Genomic DNA, 16,846 nt, shown 5'->3' on the forward strand with positions numbered 1-16,846 from the left:
ACTGGACCTTAATATCAGATCCATTTTGCGTGAAAGTAAAGCCACAAAAGATTTCTGAGGTGAAGATAATGATCGCTCGTCGCTTGCTGCAACTGTATACCGGTCTGGTGCTATACGGTGTCTCTACCGCCATGTTTGTGCGAGCCAATTTAGGGGCCGATCCATGGAATGTGTTCCACCTTGGTGTGGCGCGGATCTTCTCTCTTAATATTGGCATGGTGATGATTGTGGTCGGCGCGTTGGTGCTGCTGCTGTGGATCCCGTTGCGCCAAAAACCTGGGCTTGGGACCATCAGCAACGTGATTGTGTTGGGGTTGGCCGCTGATGCCGCGTTAGCCTTAATGCCGCCGCTTGAATCGCTGGCAGCGCGCAGTATTTTGCTGTTGGCAGCGATACTGGTGAATGCGATTGCCACGGGGATGTACATCGGCGCTGGGTTTGGTTCAGGGCCACGAGATGGCTTAATGACCGGGATTAACGCGCGAACGGGTTGGTCGGTGCGCAGTGTACGCACCGCCATCGAATTGACGGTTTTACTGGCGGGATGGTTGATGGGCGGCACATTTGGCGTCGGGACGGTGTTATACGCGCTGGCGATTGGCCCATTAATTCAACTCTGTTTGCCGTGGTTTCGTATTCATATTCAACGGGAGAAAAAACTGGTTGAACCGACAATAGTACCCTAATGTTGAAACCTAAAACCGACAGTTTGAGGTCACGATGCACAACACGGTCATTAGCAAAGCGGCGGCACATTTTAGTAGCTATCAGTTAGCAGAAATTTTATCTCACTGTTTTGAAGGGTATTTAGTCCCTTTCACCATTGACGGCAAGGCCTTTGCCTCGCGTTTTGCCGCTGAAGATATGAGCCTCAATGATAGCCGTGTGTGGATGCAAAACGATGAACCGAAAGCGTTGGCGATCATCAGTCGCCGTGGCCAATCCTGTCGCCTCGCCGCATTTGCTATTCGCCCTGAACTGCGTGGGCAGGGGTTTGGCAGGCAATTCATGCAGCAATTAATTGATGAAGCGAAAGCGCGTGGCGACCGCAACATGTGGCTGGAAGTCATCGTCGGTAACGACAGTGGGCTGGCACTGTATGAGCGTATGGGATTTGTGCGTCAGAATACGTTCGTCGGATTTTACGCTACAAGCCCGGCGCGCTTTATTGCCACCAACGAATTAACTGAAGTCGATCCTCTGATGGTTGCCAAAAAAATGATGGCCGATACGCACCTGCGTTTGCCGTGGTTAAGCGGGGGGGAGACGCTGTTTAAATTACCCGGCCAGGCATTTTCGCTGCAAGATGCCGCTTACGCCATGGTAGTGACGGCGCCATACCTCAGGTTACGAATGCTGTATGTAGATCCGGCTGCGCGAGGCAAAGGGCTGGCGAAAAAGCTGCTGATGTTATTGCGTGAGCGCTTCCCAGGTATTGCAACTGCAGCGGCTATCCCTGAACAAATGTCTCCTCTTTTCCTGAGCTGCGGCTACCGTCAAGACCCCATTACGCAATATGAAATGCTACTCAAACTCTGAGTAAGCAGTTTTCATTCTCAACGACTAAACTTATCAATCGCAATCATCACGGGTGGAAAACATCTACCCGTCTTCACCACACCGTGGAGGTTCACCATGCATTATGTTGATGGTTTCGTTGTTGCTGTACCGGCAGCAAATAAAGATGCGTATAAGCAAATGGCCGCGAAAGCGGCGCCGCTATTCAAAGAGTTTGGTGCGTTACGCGTAGTAGAGTGTTGGGCTGACGATGTGCCCGATGGCAAACTCACTGATTTTCGTATGGCGGTGAAAGCTGAAGAGAAAGAAGAAGTGGTTTTCAGCTGGATTGAATATCCTTCCAAAGAAGTTCGCGATCAAGCAAATGCCAAAATGATGTCTGACCCACGGATGAAAGAGTTTGGTGAGTCAATGCCATTTGATGGCAAGCGCATGATATATGGTGGCTTTGCACCACTGCTTGACGAGTAAAAAAGGGTGGGTGACGCCAGGCCAGGTAGCCTGATCTGGCGTCAAGAGCGCTTCGTTGCCCTGGCGTGATAGTTCGCCACCCAGGCAATAAACTCCTCTTTCGGCAGCGCTCTACTGTACAACCAACCTTGCCCGTACTGCACACCCTGCTGGCGTAACCACGAGGCCTGAGCGGGTGTTTCAATACCTTCGGCCACCATTAAAACCCCCAGAGTATTGGCCATTTCAATGATATGTGGCGTGACGTTTTTATATTCCAGCGCATCGACAAACGACTTATCTATTTTAATGATATCGACATCGAGATCCTGCAAATAACTGAGACTCGAGTAACCAGTACCGAAATCATCAATATAAATGGCATGGCCCGCTTTGCGATATTGCGCAAGAATCGGTGCTGTCACTTTCGGATCGGCAAAACCCCGCTCGGTAATTTCAAGTGCAATTTGCTCTGGTTTAACGGAATAACGACTTAGATAAGGGGTAATGACTTCAAGAATATGTAGACTTCTTGCGTCGCGCACGCCCAGATTAACCGAAATATGGTGGTCTGGGTTTTGGCTAAGCCACTCGCCAAGCTCGAGGAAAATAAGCTCAATGACTTGTTCAGTTAATTGCGTGACCAGCCCGGTTTGTTCCGCCAGCGGAATAAACGCATCAGGATTCAGCATTGAACCATCTTGCTGCTTCCAGCGAATTAATGCTTCAGCACCAACGCTTTCACCGCTTTGAAGATGGACAATAGGTTGATATACCACGCTAATTTCACGGTTTTTAATGGCGTCCATCAAGCGGTTACGTGGTGATAATAACCGGCGCAGAACACGAATTAAGAATGTACCCGCAAGAAGACTAATCACTAAACCGACGGGTAGCCAAATCAATAGTTGCTCATACCAAACCGTATTCAGCGGCTCCAGTGAAGCCCAGGCCACCATGGCCAGGCCAGTTTCTGGATTGCGACGGATAACATAAAAATCGTTCTCGCTTTGAAATTCCTCTACACCTTGTTTCAGCGGTTCACGCCACGCGTCTGGAATATAGTGACTATTGCTGGCAATTATTCTCTGTTTAGCCAGACCGACCATGGCAATATTTAGCGTGTATTTACCAAATGGTAGTACGTCAATAAAGGACATCGGGTCAACTAAGGCAACATGAGAGAACTTGCCAATATAGATCATCTTGCGTTTAAAGCCTGGCAGCGGTGGCGTGGTATACCATGCATTAAAGCCATAACTACCAGAATGTTCGGGTTTACCCAGGGTTTCACCGTGGCTGAATAACTCCAGCGAACTACACAGAAGATGGTCATCCTTTTGAAATATCACTTCTTGCACATAGCGATATTCAAGGGCGATGCGATGCATGGCCTCCGCATGAGCCGGAGAGCAGGTATTGTCTTTATTGAGGTTAATATCATCAACAGCAGCAACAGCCTGCTCGATAACATTGCCGGTGCGGTACAAGGCGTGATCGGCAAACTCTCCCAGTTCGTTATGAAAAACTTGCTCGGCATTACGATGAGCAAGATAAATGCTTAACAAAATAGGCAGCAAAACCGCCAAAATAAGTATGCCACTGACCAGGCTAATAAGCTTTCGGGATGTCATTCTTTTAGACCCCGTGAGAAATTTCGTTTTTATAATGGTTTTTCATAGAAGAGGTTAGTCTATCTCACATGAATGAGGGATGTTATGTTTTCATGCTGAGTGGGCATGGAGTCTTGAGATGCGAGCATCTGGTGAGCATAAAATGAAGAAAAAAGAGTTTGTTATTCAGGATTTGTTGAGCAAGATTTATCAACATAATGATTCACAGCGACGCAAATTACCCCCTGAACGCCAGCTTGCCATGGAATATGATGTTTCGCGTTTTACTATTCGCAAAGCGCTGGAAAAACTGGTGAGTATTGGGGTCGTGGAAATTGTCCAGGGATCTGGAATTTGGATTAACCCACAGGCCCGTAATAACCCGCTGGTCTATAACTCCATCACCGAAAAGCGTTTTGATCAGATGGCGTTTCGCATGGTGAATCTACATAAGAAATTACCTAATCGCGAAGAGCAGCAAGTTTTTGGTGTGGGTGAAAATGACTACGTCTGGCAGTTTTGCCGCTTGCGATATGTCGATAATCAAAAGGTACAAATCGAGATTTCGCGTATGCCGGTACAGGATTTCCCTGATTTAAACCAGCAAGTGATTGAACGCTCGATTCAACAATATGTGCTGAGCAAGGGGTTGCGAATTTCTCACCTGCTAACCAGTTATCAGGCGGTGGCGGTTAGCAAAGAACAGGCGGCCTTACTGGAATGTAAAAAAGGTATCCCGGCGATGCACATCATCAACCGGGGCATTCTGGAAGGGGGGCGCGTTTTTGAAATCAGCGACATCATCGACATCAACTATTCCTGCACCTACGTCATCCCCTATAACCATGACAATTTAGCGTATCGGCAGGGCACTCAAGGCGTGTGAATCGCCCCATTAGGCAAGCGACTTTGCGTCCACTCGTGTGGGCGATATTCCACCGGGAAGGCTTCCGCTTTTTGTTGATCGAAACCGACGCCAATACCCGGCTTTTCAAGCGGATAAATATAACCGCGCTCTGCAACTGGCGCGCCGGGGAACACCGCTTCGGTATTCGGTTTATTCGGAATAAACTCCTGAATCGCCGCATTGTGCAGGTGAATATTTAAATGGGTATTCACCGCCACGCCGATTGGCGTCATGTCAGATGGGCCATGCCAGGCCAGACGCACACCAAATGCCTGGCAAAGAATGGCGAGTTTCAACGCTGGAGTTATCCCGCCAATTTGTGAAACGTGGCAGCGAATAAAATCGATGCGCCGATTCACAATCAAATCATGCCATTCAGCCGGGTTATTAAACAATTCGCCCATTGCCAGCGGCACTGATGAATGCGCGCGGACTTGCTCTAACCAGGCACTTTGTTGCGGTGGCAGAATATCTTCGATAAACCACGGTTGATAAGGCTCAAGCGCTTTTGCCAGCTGCACCGCTTGCTGCGGGAATAAACGTTCATGCACATCGTGAAGAATATGGAACTGGTTGCCGTACTTCTCGCGCAGCGCTTTGAACATCGCCACGTTATTCGCCATATATTCGTCCTGATCGTAATAGGCGCCAGGCGTTGGCTCACGAGTGGCATGCAAACCTTGCGGCGTGCCACCGTAGAAACCTAACTGGCAGCGAATGTAGCGGTAACCTTGCGCCAGCAGTTTGTCCACTTCCAGATACAACCCTTCGAGGGTTTCACTGGCGGCGTGGCTGTAAGCGGCGATAGCGTCTTTCGATTTTCCGCCCAGCAATTGGTATAGCGGCATTCCGGCAAGCTGGCCTTTGATATCCCAAAGTGCCATATCCACACCGGCAATAGCGTTGTTGATGACCGGGCCGTTACGCCAGTAAGCGTTGACGGTCATCATCTGCCATAAGTCTTCGATATTATTGGCATCGCGCCCGATAAGCAGTGGTTTGAGGTATTCATCGACCATGGTTTTCACGGCCAGCGGGCGTTGCTGGAAGGTGGCACAGCCGTGGCCGGTCACACCCTTATTGGTGGTAACTCGCACTGTGACCAGGTTGTGACGGTCGGGGCGGGTAATAAAACATTCGATATTTTCAATAATGGTTGGCTGCACAAGATGACTCCGCAATGCGTTTTAAATACGTACATTGGCTTTTCAGGTTTAAGGCTTCTGCTTTTTACTATCACCCTATTTTTGACTGCGGGTAAATCATTTTTTTTGCTTATTTTTATTGGTCAGGAAAAGGTGTCAGGTGAACATAAAAACCGTACCAATTTGTCTCTTTAGGTGGTTTCATGGCTTTTGTATAGGCTAATTGTGATGTTGTTCAAAGTTTATTGGTTTGTTTTAGTGGTTGCGATTCCCTACCATCATGGGCATTCAACACATAACAATAAGCAATTTTTTGGGGAGTGACAGATGGGGACCCGTGATGCCATTAATAATATTATTCACCTGATTGGTGGGGCGGATAATATTAGTAAAGCCTGGCACTGTATGACGCGCTTGCGCTTCTCTCTGATTGACGAGAATAAAATTGATCAGTCCGGGATTAAAAAAATCCCTGGTGTTTTAGGGGCGCAGATTCAGAGCGATCAATTCCAGATAATTATTGGCCCGCAGGTCAACAGTTGGTATGAACAACTGACCCACGAGCTTGGCTCCACTCCTGAACAAACTTCACCAACCCACGCGAAGAAAGCGCGAAAAAGCCTGGTGTCAATGTTTATGGATACCGTGTCGGGCGTGTTTGGCCCGATTGTTCCCGCCATTGCCGGTGCCGGGATGATTAAAGGCCTGCTGGCGGGTTTGATTGCCTTGAAAGTGGTTTCGGCGAAAAGCGACACGGTGATCGTTATCGATTTAATCGCCAGTGGCGTGTTCTATTTTTTACCGTTCTTTTTGGCCATCTCCGCGGCGCGAATCTTCAAGACCAATGAATACCTGGCTGCGGCTGTCGCGGCATGCTTTATGTATCCATCGCTGATTGAAGCCGCCAAAGCACTGGCGGGCCACGCACCTGATGCGGTCGGTGCGTTTTACTTCCTGAATGTGATCCCCGTTTCGGTGTTCAACTACGCCTCAAGCGTGATTCCGGTGATTTTTTCGGTTCTGGCATTAAGTTACATCCATCGCTGGGTGGATAAAATCATGCCGGATGTGCTGAAAACGGTGTTTACCCCGACGCTCACCCTGTTCCTTGCGGCGTTAGTGGCGCTGGTGGTGATTGGGCCGCTGGGGATTTATCTTGGCAAAGGGTTGGCGTGGTTTATTGAAGGGCTATTTGGGGTGTCGGCGAGCTTTGCCGGATTAGTCGTAGGGGCGATTCGTCCGGTGGCTATTCTGACCGGTATGCACCACGCCATGACGCCAATCGCACTGCAAAACTTTACCGATCGCGGCTACGACATGCTGATGCCAATGATGTTCATGGCCAATATGGCGATTGCCGGTTCCACGCTTGCCATCTGGAAGCAGAGCAAATCCCGTGAAGAACGTGCAGTGGTTCTGCCAGCGGCAATTTCCGCGCTGCTGGGTATCACTGAACCGGCACTGTTTGGTGTACTGACTCGCTACAAGAAAGCGTTTATTGCCGCCACGGTTGCCAGCTCCCTCGCTTCGGCATTCATTGCTTTCTTCGGTGTGCGTTTGTATGGCTATATTTTGTCGAGCATTTTCAGTTTGCCGGCGTACATCGGCCCGTACTTTATCTTTGCGTTGATGGGCGTGGCGCTGGCATTGGGACTGTCGTTTACGCTGACAACTTTACTGGTGCGCGAGAAGAACTGAAAACAGGCGCTTATCCGACCAATGTGTCTTGTCGGTCGGATAAGCGTTAGCGTCATCCGACGCTTTACCGCCGGTGCGCGAGACGGCGTACCAGGCGGTCACCAATACTTTGTACAAGCTGCACCATCACCACTAAAATCACCACCGTGCCGACCATCACCTGGTCGTTAAAACGCTGGTAACCGTAACGAATCGCCAGATCTCCCAGACCGCCACCGCCAATCACACCTGCCATCGAGGAAAAGCCAATCAGCATCACCACGGTGAGCGTAATCCCTGCCAGAATGGCCGGTAGCGCTTCGGGTAGCAGCACTTTTCCGACGATATGCCAGACATTTCCACCCATCGACAAAATGGCTTCAATACGGCCTTTATCGACTTCATCCAGGGCGTTTTCCACTACTCGGGCAAAAAATGGAAACGCACCAATGGTGATGGGGACCACTGCCGCCGTGCTGCCCAACGTAGTGCCGATGATAATGCGGGTGAATGGGATTAAGGCAATCAACAGCACAATGAACGGTAGTGAACGCCCAACATTCACCACGCTGCCAATAACCTGATTCAAAACCGGTGCCGGTAGGACGCCGTCACGACGGGTGAGAAACAGCAACACGCCCAGCGGCAAACCGATAATCACGGTGAAAAGCGCGGCAAGGCCGACCATATATAACGTATCGAGCGTGCCATCGAGCAATAAAGGCCACAAATCTTCCCAGGCTAGGCGACTTCGCATAACACTCTCCCTGACACTCCAATACGGCGTAAAAATGCTTGTTCCGCAGCGTCGCCAGGTAATAGCGCCTGGCGCAGGCGGGAATAGGGGGTTGCCAGCAATTCAGATAACGAACCGCTTTCCACTAATTTGCCGTTTTCCAGTAGTGCTGCGTGATCGCATATTGCTTTCACCACTTCCAGTTGATGGGTAATCAGCACAATCGTGACGCCCAGTTTACGGTTGATATCCATCAGCAGCGCCAGTACGGAAGCGGTGGTTTCGCTATCTAATGCGCTGGTGGCTTCATCACAAAGCAGCACATCAGGATGCGCGGCCAGGGCACGAGCGATGCCTACGCGCTGCTTCTGCCCGCCGGAAAGCTGCGACGGAAAAGCCTGGGCTTTATCGCTCAGCCCAACTAATTCAAGCAACTCAATAATGCGTTTCTGGCGCACCTCACGCGGTTGCCCGGCGATTTCCAGCGGTACGGCAATGTTGTCCGCGACATTACGCGCATGAATCAGGTTGAAGTGCTGGAATACCATTCCGGTACGCTGGCGATGGGTGCGCAATTCGCGGTTATTGAGCGTGGTAATGTCCACGCCCTGCATCAGAATACGGCCCGAAGTGGGCCGCTCCAGTAAATTGAGACAGCGGATCAAGGTGCTTTTCCCCGCGCCACTGCGCCCGAGAATGCCGTAGATTGCACCGTCTGGCACAGTCAGCGAGACATCATCCATTGCCGGTTGGCCTCCTCCGGCATACACTTTGCTCAGCCGCTCAACGGTAATCATGATTGCGGAGTAGCGACAGGGATGACTGAGCCATTGAACTGTTTGCGAATAAAGTCAGCAACTTGTGGGGATTGCAGATCTTTCGCCAGCTCTTTGATGCGCGGATCGTTAGCCAGATTTGGGTTGGTAACCAGAATATTGGCGTAAGGATTATGCGTGGCACTTTCCAGACCCAGTGCGTCTTTCGACGGCGTTAACCCGGCTTCCAGCGCGTAGTTGCCATTAATCACCGCCAGATCAACATCATCGAGCGAACGCGGCAGTTGCGGGGCTTCGATCTCGACGATCTTCAGCTTCTTCGGATTACTGGCGATATCACGCGGTGTGGCCTGGTTTTGCGCGGCATCTTTAAATTCCGGCTTCAGCGTAATCAGCCCTTTGTCCTGTAACAAATAGAGTGCGCGACTCAAGTTGGTGACGTTGTTCGGCAGGGCAATGGTGGCGTTTTCCGGCACCGACTTCAGGTCTTTATATTTGTGTGAATAGATTCCGAGCGGCTCGATATGCACGGTTGCGGCGACGGTGAATTTTTTACCCAGCGCTTTTTCCTGATCGCGCAAATAAGGAACGTGCTGGAAATAGTTGGCATCCACATCCCCGTTTGCCAGCAATTCGTTGGCATTCACACCGTTACTCAACTCAACCACTTTGAGTTTTAAATTCGGATCGAGCTTCTGCACAAAAGCGAGGATCTCGGCATGCGGTACTGCGTCAGCGGCGATGCGCAAAGTTTCTGCTGCGTGAGCGCTGAAGGCCAGAGTCAAAGACAGCGCGATCCCTGCCAGTTTAAAAGAGGCATTTTTCATGGTGTTTTCCTTTAAGGTTTAAGCGATGAGTTCACTGCTGTTACGCAAGACATCCGGGTAATAACGTTCCGCCACGTCGGGATGCGACCGCAGGCGACCTTTGAGATAATTCCAGCCGACATCGCGCAGCAACGGGTTGTCTGGGTCACTTTCTGGCCCATGAGCTTGTTGAGCGAGTTCGGGTGGCAGAGCATAAACGGGCACGACAGCGTCTAACTGCGCGCCGAGGAAAAAGGCAATCGACTGACGTTCCAGCCCAGGTAATGGGGAAACCACCCGATGAACCGTGGCGCGTAAATAGCCGTTGGTTGCCAGTTCCAGCAACTCGCCGATGTTCACCACAAAACTGCCTGGCAATGGGGCGGCATCTATCCAGTTATCTGGTGAGACTTCGACCTGCAAACCTTGCTGCTGGTCCTGCAACAGGAAGCTCAGGAAGCCTGAATCTTTATGCGCACCGACACCCTGATTGCCTTCCGTTGCTTGTTGGCCTGGATAACGAATCAGTTTGATGTGTTCGTTGGGTTGATGGCCGTACAGGTTATCGAAACTGTTGGCCGGCAGTTGTAACGCCTGCGCAAAAGTACGCAGCAGCTTGAGTGCCACCGCCGTCATTTCACGCTGAAATTGCAACAGGGTAGGTTTTAGAGAAGGCAACGATTCTGGCCACAAATTTGGGCCTTGTAAGCGCAGCCAGCCTGGCTGATCTTCATGAATTGCCAGCGCCGGACGTTCTGCGCCGATATCAAACTGTTCGCGCCAGTCCGGTTTGCCACGAGTTAATTCGCTGGCAGCACGGTTGTAACCACGAAAATGAGGGGAGTGGATCATCGCCACTTTTTGTTTTTCAGCTGCAGGCAAAGCGAAAAACTGCTGCGCTTCATCCTGGACGGCCTGTTGCAATTCTGGGCTGATGCCGTGATTGATCAGGTAGAAGAAACCGATGTCACGCGCGGCATGGCGCAGTTGTTCAAGAAATGCGGCTCGATCTGTCGCGGTGCCGTTAAGGGCCAGTAGATCGAGTATTGGCAAGGCCTGGGTCGTTGTGTTGCTCATAATGAACTCCGCGTAAGACAAATGTTTTCCCGACAAACTCTGATTTTTTGTCCCAACAATAATTTTCACAACGACAGCGCTGATTCATGGTTTAACTCTTCTGACTGAGGTGGAGTACATGGAAATTACATTGCCGTAAGCGCGTCGTGCCGCCCAATATTGTTATCTTCTAAGTTATGGCTGTGTCGGGTTCTAAGCTTTTGCGAAATTCAGCAATGCCAACAAAACAGAGTTGCATTCTTTTTATGTGTCATTTATTGTTATGTTATAACATAATTTATTAGGCGTAGATTTATGCAGGTTTTGAATTCATTACGCAGCGCAAAGCAGCGTCATCCGGATTGCCAGATTGTGAAACGCAAAGGACGGCTGTATGTGATTTGCAAAAGTAATCCGCGTTTTAAAGCGGTGCAGGGCGGGAAAAAACGGCGTTAAAACAAGGGGCTTTGGCCCCTTTCTTTCTTAATGAGAGGGTTACGAACGCCCAAGAGAGAAGATATCGTAAAAAGAGAGTTCGCCTTTTGTGGCAACCATTTTATGCAGTAAAGATTTTTGTTGTTCGTCAACACCAGGGGAATGCAGGATTTTATCAATCAATGTCGACGGGACATTGCGCGTGTTGTACCACTCGCCGTTGTAACAAACGCGTAAATCCAGTACATCGATATCGTCGTAGCGATAACGGGGGTTCACATCAAAAAAGAAGAAACCATTAAGTAGCGCAAATAGCACCACCAGTAACCAGACCGAGCCTGCCAGAGTATCTGATTCCAGCATCACCCACAGTGTGGCAAACCAGCCTATCCACATGCCGATAAACAACCCCGGGTGTTTGCGAATGAAGCTGATGCTAAAACGCGGACGGTTATCGCGTTTTTCTTCGGCATTAAGTTGCTCGATAGTATCGGTGAGCAGGCGCTGAATTTCGGTCATGATGAGCCTTCTGAACGGAAACGTTACGGGCAGAGAACTGTTATTTTAAGAAGCCCTGTACGGGTAAAAAAGTAACAGTTATGCCAAAAAAAACCATAACAGTTAGTGGCCGATGACGGGAACCGTTTTAATCACTCGTGCCGGGTTTCCTGCAACCACTGAGTTGGCTGGAATGTCTTTCGTGACGACAGAACCCGAGCCAATCACCACGTTATCACCGATGGTGACACCGGGATTGATGACCGCACGTCCGCCAATCCAGACGTTATCACCAATCGTAACGGGTTTGCCAAACTCAACGCCACTGTTGCGTGTTTCAGCATCCAGCGGGTGTGTTGCAGTATAGATATGAACGCCTGGCGCCAACATGCAGTTTTCACCAATGTGAACCGGGCAAACATCGAGAATGACGCAGTCAAAATTGGCGTAGAAGTTTTTGCCGAGAAAAATATTGTAACCATAGTCACAGCGAAACGTTGGCTCAATATAAGCATTCAGACTTTGGCCCAACAGTTGTTCAAGCAATTGTGCACGCACAGCTTGTTCATCGGGTTCGGTGTGATTAAAACGGTAAATCAAATGACGCGCTTTAATACTATCGTCACGAAGTTGTGGGTCACCAGGGCGATAAAGTTCGCCGGCAATCATTTTCTGTTTCTCTTCACTCATCGCGATGCCTCAATTAAATAGACAGAACAGTGGTTACCGTAAGCGATGAGGTTGTTATTGATGAAAATGTTGTTTCTTTTTGTGACTTTAATCACATTGCAAAGCTGGTAATCAACAATCACTAACAATGAACCGCGACTGACGCATTCAGCAGTTAACTGTTTAAACCATGAACCTAATAACAATTACGAGGTATTAGCGGATAAATGTCCATACAGAGGGTGGTATTTTATCGTAAAGCTTATTCATGGTGAGTTCAGCAAGTCGGTGGTCGGCAGCTGAATAAAATACCGCCAATTCATTATCTGATAATTCGTATTTATTTTTTTCAATTACACGTTCTAAGGTCTCAATTGTTTGGCAGCGTCGCAGACGCATCAAATAATCAGTCTTAGTTAATGGTTTAGTAGTCATGAAATCACCTTATACATCTTGTAATATTTTTAAAAGGAGAGGCTTACAGGGTTAGCGCGGCTCTCTGTGACGAAACATCGGAATAATCGATTCCCGGACTTACGCCATTTCTGCAAATCGTGTGCATTGATGCCGTAGTTGCTGAACAGCATAAAGGTATCGTCCAAATATTCGTCAATTTGTTCAATCAATTTACTCTCATCATCATACTTAATTTTGTAATTAAGTGCGAAGGCAGCTATGTGCTCAATCAATTCATTCAACTGCAAGTTAATGGCCGAAGTAGGATCATTAACCCAACCATGATTACTCTCGCCAAGGTTGGTAAGGCAGTCATGATACAGGTTTTCGCAGAGAAATTTAAGCTGCGCAATATCATGCCGTTTTGGTGAGTATTCGTCCATAATGCAGCCCCTTTTATCGAAGAAAATTGATAAACACTACGCGTTGGGGTGGACACACCTGGATGAGGTGGGGATCAATAACAACGATTATTCCATATACTTTCACTATAAATCAATCTGCAGTAGATTTCCTTTCACTATTACGAAAAATTACATTTGTAGCAAATGTGTTTACCCTAACGTAATGTTTATAAAGACTTTCACGTTTTTTAAAAGCAATGTCTTATAAATTATCCTAAAAGGGTACTTAAGAAAACAGTTTGCTTTCAACAGGTTAATCTCCTGTTGCTGTAATATCTCGTGGGCAGGTGTAAATAAAAAATCGACTAGGAATGTTCCTAATAAATAAGTATGAATCCGTATTTACAAATTCACCAGTCAGTTTGGGAAATATTTTGTCATGATATTCGAATGAAACATCTCCTGAACGGCAACACTTTGAAACCTACTCAGGGCCAGAGTCAGCATTTTCGATATTTAATAATATAGCAAATGAGGATAGGGCACAGATATAAAAAAGGCCGCTTGCGCGGCCTTGTACTTGCAGTCTAAGACTTACTTGTGGTGCTCAACCGGGTGAGCGTGCTCGAGGTCTTCAGTCTTACGGCTGAAGCGACGGCGTACTACCACGAAGAACACAGGTACGAAGAAGATAGCCAGAACAGTTGCAGTCACCATCCCGCCCATTACACCAGTACCTACGGCGTTCTGCGCACCGGAACCTGCACCGGAGCTGATGACCAGCGGCATTACCCCGAGGATAAACGCCAGTGATGTCATCAGAATTGGACGCAGACGCATACGCACCGCTTCAAGTGTAGCTTCAATCAAGCCTTTGCCTTCTTTCTCCATCAAGTCTTTGGCGAATTCTACGATAAGTATCGCGTTCTTCGCCGACAAACCAATGGTTGTCAGCAGGCCTACCTGGAAGTATACGTCGTTAGTCAGCCCACGTAATGTGGCGGCTAGCAGTGCACCGACAACACCCAATGGAACAACCAGCATGACCGAGAACGGAATTGACCAGCTCTCATACAGTGCTGCCAGACACAGGAATACCACTATCAAGGAAATCGCATACAGGGCAGGGGCCTGGTTACCAGACAAACGCTCCTGATAAGACATACCCGTCCAGTCGTAGCCGATACCGGTTGGCAATTTGCTCGCCAGTTCTTCCATCATGTTCATCGCTTCACCGGTACTCTTACCTGGCGCCGCCTGACCAAGGATTTCCATGGAAGGCAAGCCATTGTAACGTTCCAGACGTGGTGAACCGTATTCCCAGTGCGCGGTAGAGAACGCAGAGAACGGTACCATCTGGCCGGTAGAACCGCGCACATACCAGTCGTTGATATCGCTTGGTAGCATACGGAATGGAGCATCAGCCATCAGGTAAACTTTCTTCACACGACCACGGTCGATGAAGTCGTTTACGTAACTACCGCCCCATGCAGCACCCAGAGTGGTGTTGATGTCGCTGATAGAAACGCCCAATGCTTGCGCTTTTTCCTGGTCGATATCGACTTTAAACTGCGGCGTATCTTCCAGACCGTTTGGACGCACGCCCACTAACAGGTCTGAGTGTTTAGCGACTTCACCAAACAACTGGTTACGCGCCTGAGTCAGTTTTTCGTGTCCAAGGTTCGCCTGGTCAATCAACTGGAAGTCGAAGCCCGTTGCGGTACCCAGTTCTACGATCGCTGGCAGGTTAAATGCGAACACGATGGCATCTTTGATTTTCGAGAATTGGGCACTGGCGCGAGCAGCAATCGCCGGAACCTTGTTCTCTTCACCAGGGCGCTCATCCCAATCTTTCAAGGAAACGAATGCCAGACCGGTGTTCTGCCCCTGGCCTGAGAAGCCAAAGCCGTTAACGGTAAATACCGAGTTAACGTTGTCTTTCTCTTTTTCGAGGTAATACTTGCTCACCTCATCAAGAACGGCTTGGGTACGTTCTTGTGTCGCACCTGCAGGCAACTGAGCCATAGTCAGGAATACGCCCTGGTCTTCTTCTGGCAAGAAGGAACTTGGCAGACGAACAAACAGGAACGCCATACCCACCACAATCAGCAGATACAACACCAGGTAACGACCGGTGCTACGCAAGATGTTACCGACACTGTCGGTATAATGATGCGTGCTCTTATCGAACATGTTGTTAAACCAGCCGAAGAAGCCTTTCTTCGCATGGCTTTCACCTTTAGCGACCGGCTTGAGCAAAGTGGCGCAGAGTGCTGGTGTCAGAATCAGTGCTACCAGAACAGAAAGCACCATTGCCGATACGATGGTAATGGAGAACTGACGATAGATTGCCCCTGTAGAACCGCCGAAGAATGCCATCGGTATAAATACCGCTGACAGAACCATCGCGATCCCGACCAGAGCGCCCTGAATCTGCTCCATCGATTTGCGTGTGGCTTCTTTCGGTGGCAACCCTTCTTCCACCATCACACGCTCAACGTTTTCTACTACCACGATGGCGTCATCAACCAACAGGCCTATCGCAAGCACCATCCCGAACATCGTTAGGGTGTTTATCGAATAGCCAAAGATGGAAAGGATAGCGAACGTCCCCAGCAATACCACCGGCACGGCAATCGTTGGAATCAATGTGGCGCGGAAGTTCTGTAAGAACAGATACATTACCAGGAACACCAGCACGATGGCTTCAACGAGAGTTTTGACTACCTCTTTGATAGAGATTTTAACGAATGGCGTGGTGTCATACGGATAAACCACTTTTAGGCCAGCCGGGAAAAATGGCTGCAGTTTTGCCACAGTGGCACGTACCGCATCAGCTGTATCCAGTGCGTTAGCACCGGTTGCCAGTTTGATACCTAAACCAGAAGCCGGTTGGCCGTTGTAACGTGCAACAACGTTATAGTTCTCGCCGCCCAACTCAACTTTTGCCACATCTTTGAGCAGAACTCGTGAGCCATCTTGATTCACTTTCAGCAGAATTTTGCTGAACTCATCGGCAGATTTCAAACGGGTCTGAGCAATGATTGAGGCGTTAAGTTGCTGACCTTTAACCGGTGGCGTACCACCCAACTGACCTGCTGCTACCTGGGCGTTCTGCGCTTTAATAGCATTGATAATATCGACCGGCGTGAGTTGGTAGTTGTTCAGTTTGTTCGGATCCATCCAGATACGCATCGCGTACTGAGCACCAAACAGCTGAACATCACCGACACCACGAGTACGGCTGATAGGGTCTTTAATGGTTGCGCCAACGTAGTCCGAAATATCTTCCTGGGTCATGGAGCCATCGGTGTTGATCAAACCGAGAACCATCAGGAAGTTACTGGAAGACTTCTCAACGCTAACACCTTGTTGCTGTACTTCTTGAGGAAGTAGCGGCATCGCAAGTTGCAGTTTGTTCTGAACCTGTACCTGGGCGATATCCGCGTCAGTACCAGAATCAAAGGTAATGGTGATGGTGACAGAACCAGAGGAATCACTGGAAGAGGACATGTACAGCAGGTTGTCGATACCGTTCATGTTCTGTTCGATAACCTGTGTCACGGTATCCTGTACCGTCTTCGCATCTGCACCTGGATAGTTTGCTGAGATCGAAATCGCCGGTGGCGCAATGGTTGGATATTGCGCGATAGGCAATTTCATGATCGCAAGCCCGCCCGCCAACATAATAATGATGGCGATTACCCAGGCAAAAATCGGGCGATCGATAAAAAACTTAGCCATGTCTTAACGTCTCCTG

At 49.1% G+C, this 16,846-nt stretch carries 17 protein-coding genes; 6 read left to right on the top strand and 11 right to left on the bottom strand.

Annotation, left to right across the window (positions count from 1 at the left end):
• Positions 1 to 71: 71 nt before the first annotated feature.
• The 3 genes from EC843_RS12790 to EC843_RS12800 all read left to right on the top strand — a co-directional run bounded on the left by EC843_RS12790 (position 72) and on the right by EC843_RS12800 (position 1,989).
• A complete protein-coding gene (locus EC843_RS12790; RefSeq protein WP_064549126.1) occupies positions 72 to 686 on the top strand; it encodes a hypothetical protein in 615 nt (204 codons plus the stop codon).
• 34 nt (positions 687 to 720) lie between these two features.
• Positions 721 to 1,539: a GNAT family N-acetyltransferase gene (locus EC843_RS12795; protein WP_121814209.1), complete on the top strand. Its 819-nt coding sequence runs from the start codon at positions 721 to 723 to the stop codon at positions 1,537 to 1,539.
• A 96-nt stretch (positions 1,540 to 1,635) separates the two neighbouring features.
• Positions 1,636 to 1,989, top strand: coding sequence for a DUF1428 family protein (locus tag EC843_RS12800; RefSeq protein ID WP_064549091.1), 354 nt, complete (start codon positions 1,636 to 1,638; stop codon positions 1,987 to 1,989).
• A gap of 41 nt (positions 1,990 to 2,030) precedes the next feature.
• Here EC843_RS12800 and EC843_RS12805 read toward each other — a convergent pair whose 3' ends face one another.
• Entirely contained in the window at positions 2,031 to 3,602 is a 1,572-nt protein-coding gene (locus EC843_RS12805; RefSeq protein ID WP_121814208.1) for an EAL domain-containing protein, read from the bottom strand.
• Positions 3,603 to 3,744: 142 nt separating this feature from the next.
• On the opposite strand from EC843_RS12805, the gene EC843_RS12810 reads away from it, so the two are divergent.
• A complete protein-coding gene (locus EC843_RS12810; RefSeq protein WP_133522557.1) occupies positions 3,745 to 4,467 on the top strand; it encodes a GntR family transcriptional regulator in 723 nt (240 codons plus the stop codon).
• Here the strand turns inward: EC843_RS12810 and EC843_RS12815 are convergent.
• On the bottom strand, positions 4,455 to 5,654 hold the full coding sequence (locus EC843_RS12815) for an enolase C-terminal domain-like protein (protein ID WP_133522341.1): 1,200 nt from the start codon (positions 5,652 to 5,654) through the stop codon (positions 4,455 to 4,457). The genes EC843_RS12810 and EC843_RS12815 overlap by 13 nt on opposite strands.
• Before the next feature lie 306 nt (positions 5,655 to 5,960).
• Between EC843_RS12815 and EC843_RS12820 the strand changes: the two genes are divergently transcribed.
• On the top strand, positions 5,961 to 7,331 hold the full coding sequence (locus EC843_RS12820) for a PTS transporter subunit EIIC (protein WP_133522342.1): 1,371 nt from the start codon (positions 5,961 to 5,963) through the stop codon (positions 7,329 to 7,331).
• 64 nt (positions 7,332 to 7,395) lie between these two features.
• Here the strand turns inward: EC843_RS12820 and EC843_RS12825 are convergent, their stop codons facing one another.
• The 4 genes from EC843_RS12825 to EC843_RS12840 are packed head-to-tail and all read right to left on the bottom strand — an operon-like array spanning position 7,396 to position 10,705.
• Positions 7,396 to 8,067 carry a methionine ABC transporter permease gene (locus EC843_RS12825; protein WP_064549083.1) on the bottom strand — a complete coding sequence of 224 codons (672 nt, stop codon included), beginning with the start codon at positions 8,065 to 8,067 and terminating at the stop codon, positions 7,396 to 7,398.
• The gene (locus tag EC843_RS12830) at positions 8,052 to 8,843 is read right to left on the bottom strand and encodes a methionine ABC transporter ATP-binding protein (RefSeq protein ID WP_133522343.1); all 792 of its coding nucleotides are present in this window, start codon (positions 8,841 to 8,843) and stop codon (positions 8,052 to 8,054) included. Before EC843_RS12830 ends, EC843_RS12825 begins: the two co-directional genes overlap by 16 nt.
• Complete coding sequence (locus EC843_RS12835) at positions 8,840 to 9,649, bottom strand: MetQ/NlpA family ABC transporter substrate-binding protein (protein ID WP_064549081.1); 810 nt, start codon at positions 9,647 to 9,649, stop codon at positions 8,840 to 8,842. The genes EC843_RS12830 and EC843_RS12835 overlap by 4 nt, the downstream gene beginning before the upstream one ends.
• 18 nt (positions 9,650 to 9,667) lie before the next feature.
• Positions 9,668 to 10,705, bottom strand: a complete 1,038-nt coding sequence (locus EC843_RS12840; RefSeq protein ID WP_064549079.1) for an isopenicillin N synthase family oxygenase — start codon at positions 10,703 to 10,705, stop codon at positions 9,668 to 9,670.
• A 294-nt stretch (positions 10,706 to 10,999) separates the two neighbouring features.
• Between EC843_RS12840 and ykgO the strand changes: the two genes are divergently transcribed.
• A complete protein-coding gene (gene ykgO, locus EC843_RS12845; protein ID WP_034458060.1) occupies positions 11,000 to 11,140 on the top strand; it encodes a type B 50S ribosomal protein L36 in 141 nt (46 codons plus the stop codon).
• Between the two features lie 39 nt (positions 11,141 to 11,179).
• Here the strand turns inward: ykgO and EC843_RS12850 are convergent, their stop codons facing one another.
• The 5 genes from EC843_RS12850 to acrB form a co-directional block, all read right to left on the bottom strand.
• Positions 11,180 to 11,638, bottom strand: a complete 459-nt coding sequence (locus tag EC843_RS12850) for a YlaC family protein (protein WP_064549077.1) — start codon at positions 11,636 to 11,638, stop codon at positions 11,180 to 11,182.
• 102 nt (positions 11,639 to 11,740) lie between these two features.
• Positions 11,741 to 12,307, bottom strand: coding sequence for a maltose O-acetyltransferase (gene maa / locus EC843_RS12855; protein WP_064549075.1), 567 nt, complete (start codon positions 12,305 to 12,307; stop codon positions 11,741 to 11,743).
• Positions 12,308 to 12,502: 195 nt separating this feature from the next.
• Positions 12,503 to 12,721, bottom strand: a complete 219-nt coding sequence (locus tag EC843_RS12860) for an HHA domain-containing protein (RefSeq protein ID WP_064549071.1) — start codon at positions 12,719 to 12,721, stop codon at positions 12,503 to 12,505.
• Between the two features lie 29 nt (positions 12,722 to 12,750).
• Positions 12,751 to 13,125 (bottom strand): Hha toxicity modulator TomB, encoded by a 375-nt coding sequence (gene tomB / locus EC843_RS12865; RefSeq protein WP_064549070.1) that lies wholly within the window; start codon positions 13,123 to 13,125, stop codon positions 12,751 to 12,753.
• Between the two features lie 555 nt (positions 13,126 to 13,680).
• Positions 13,681 to 16,830 (bottom strand): multidrug efflux RND transporter permease subunit AcrB, encoded by a 3,150-nt coding sequence (gene acrB / locus EC843_RS12870; RefSeq protein ID WP_064549068.1) that lies wholly within the window; start codon positions 16,828 to 16,830, stop codon positions 13,681 to 13,683.
• Positions 16,831 to 16,846 lie beyond the last annotated feature (16 nt).

Origin of the sequence: Buttiauxella sp. JUb87 (assembly GCF_004361975.1) — a bacterium.
In the GTDB taxonomy this organism is placed as follows: Bacteria; Pseudomonadota; Gammaproteobacteria; order Enterobacterales; family Enterobacteriaceae; genus Buttiauxella; species Buttiauxella ferragutiae.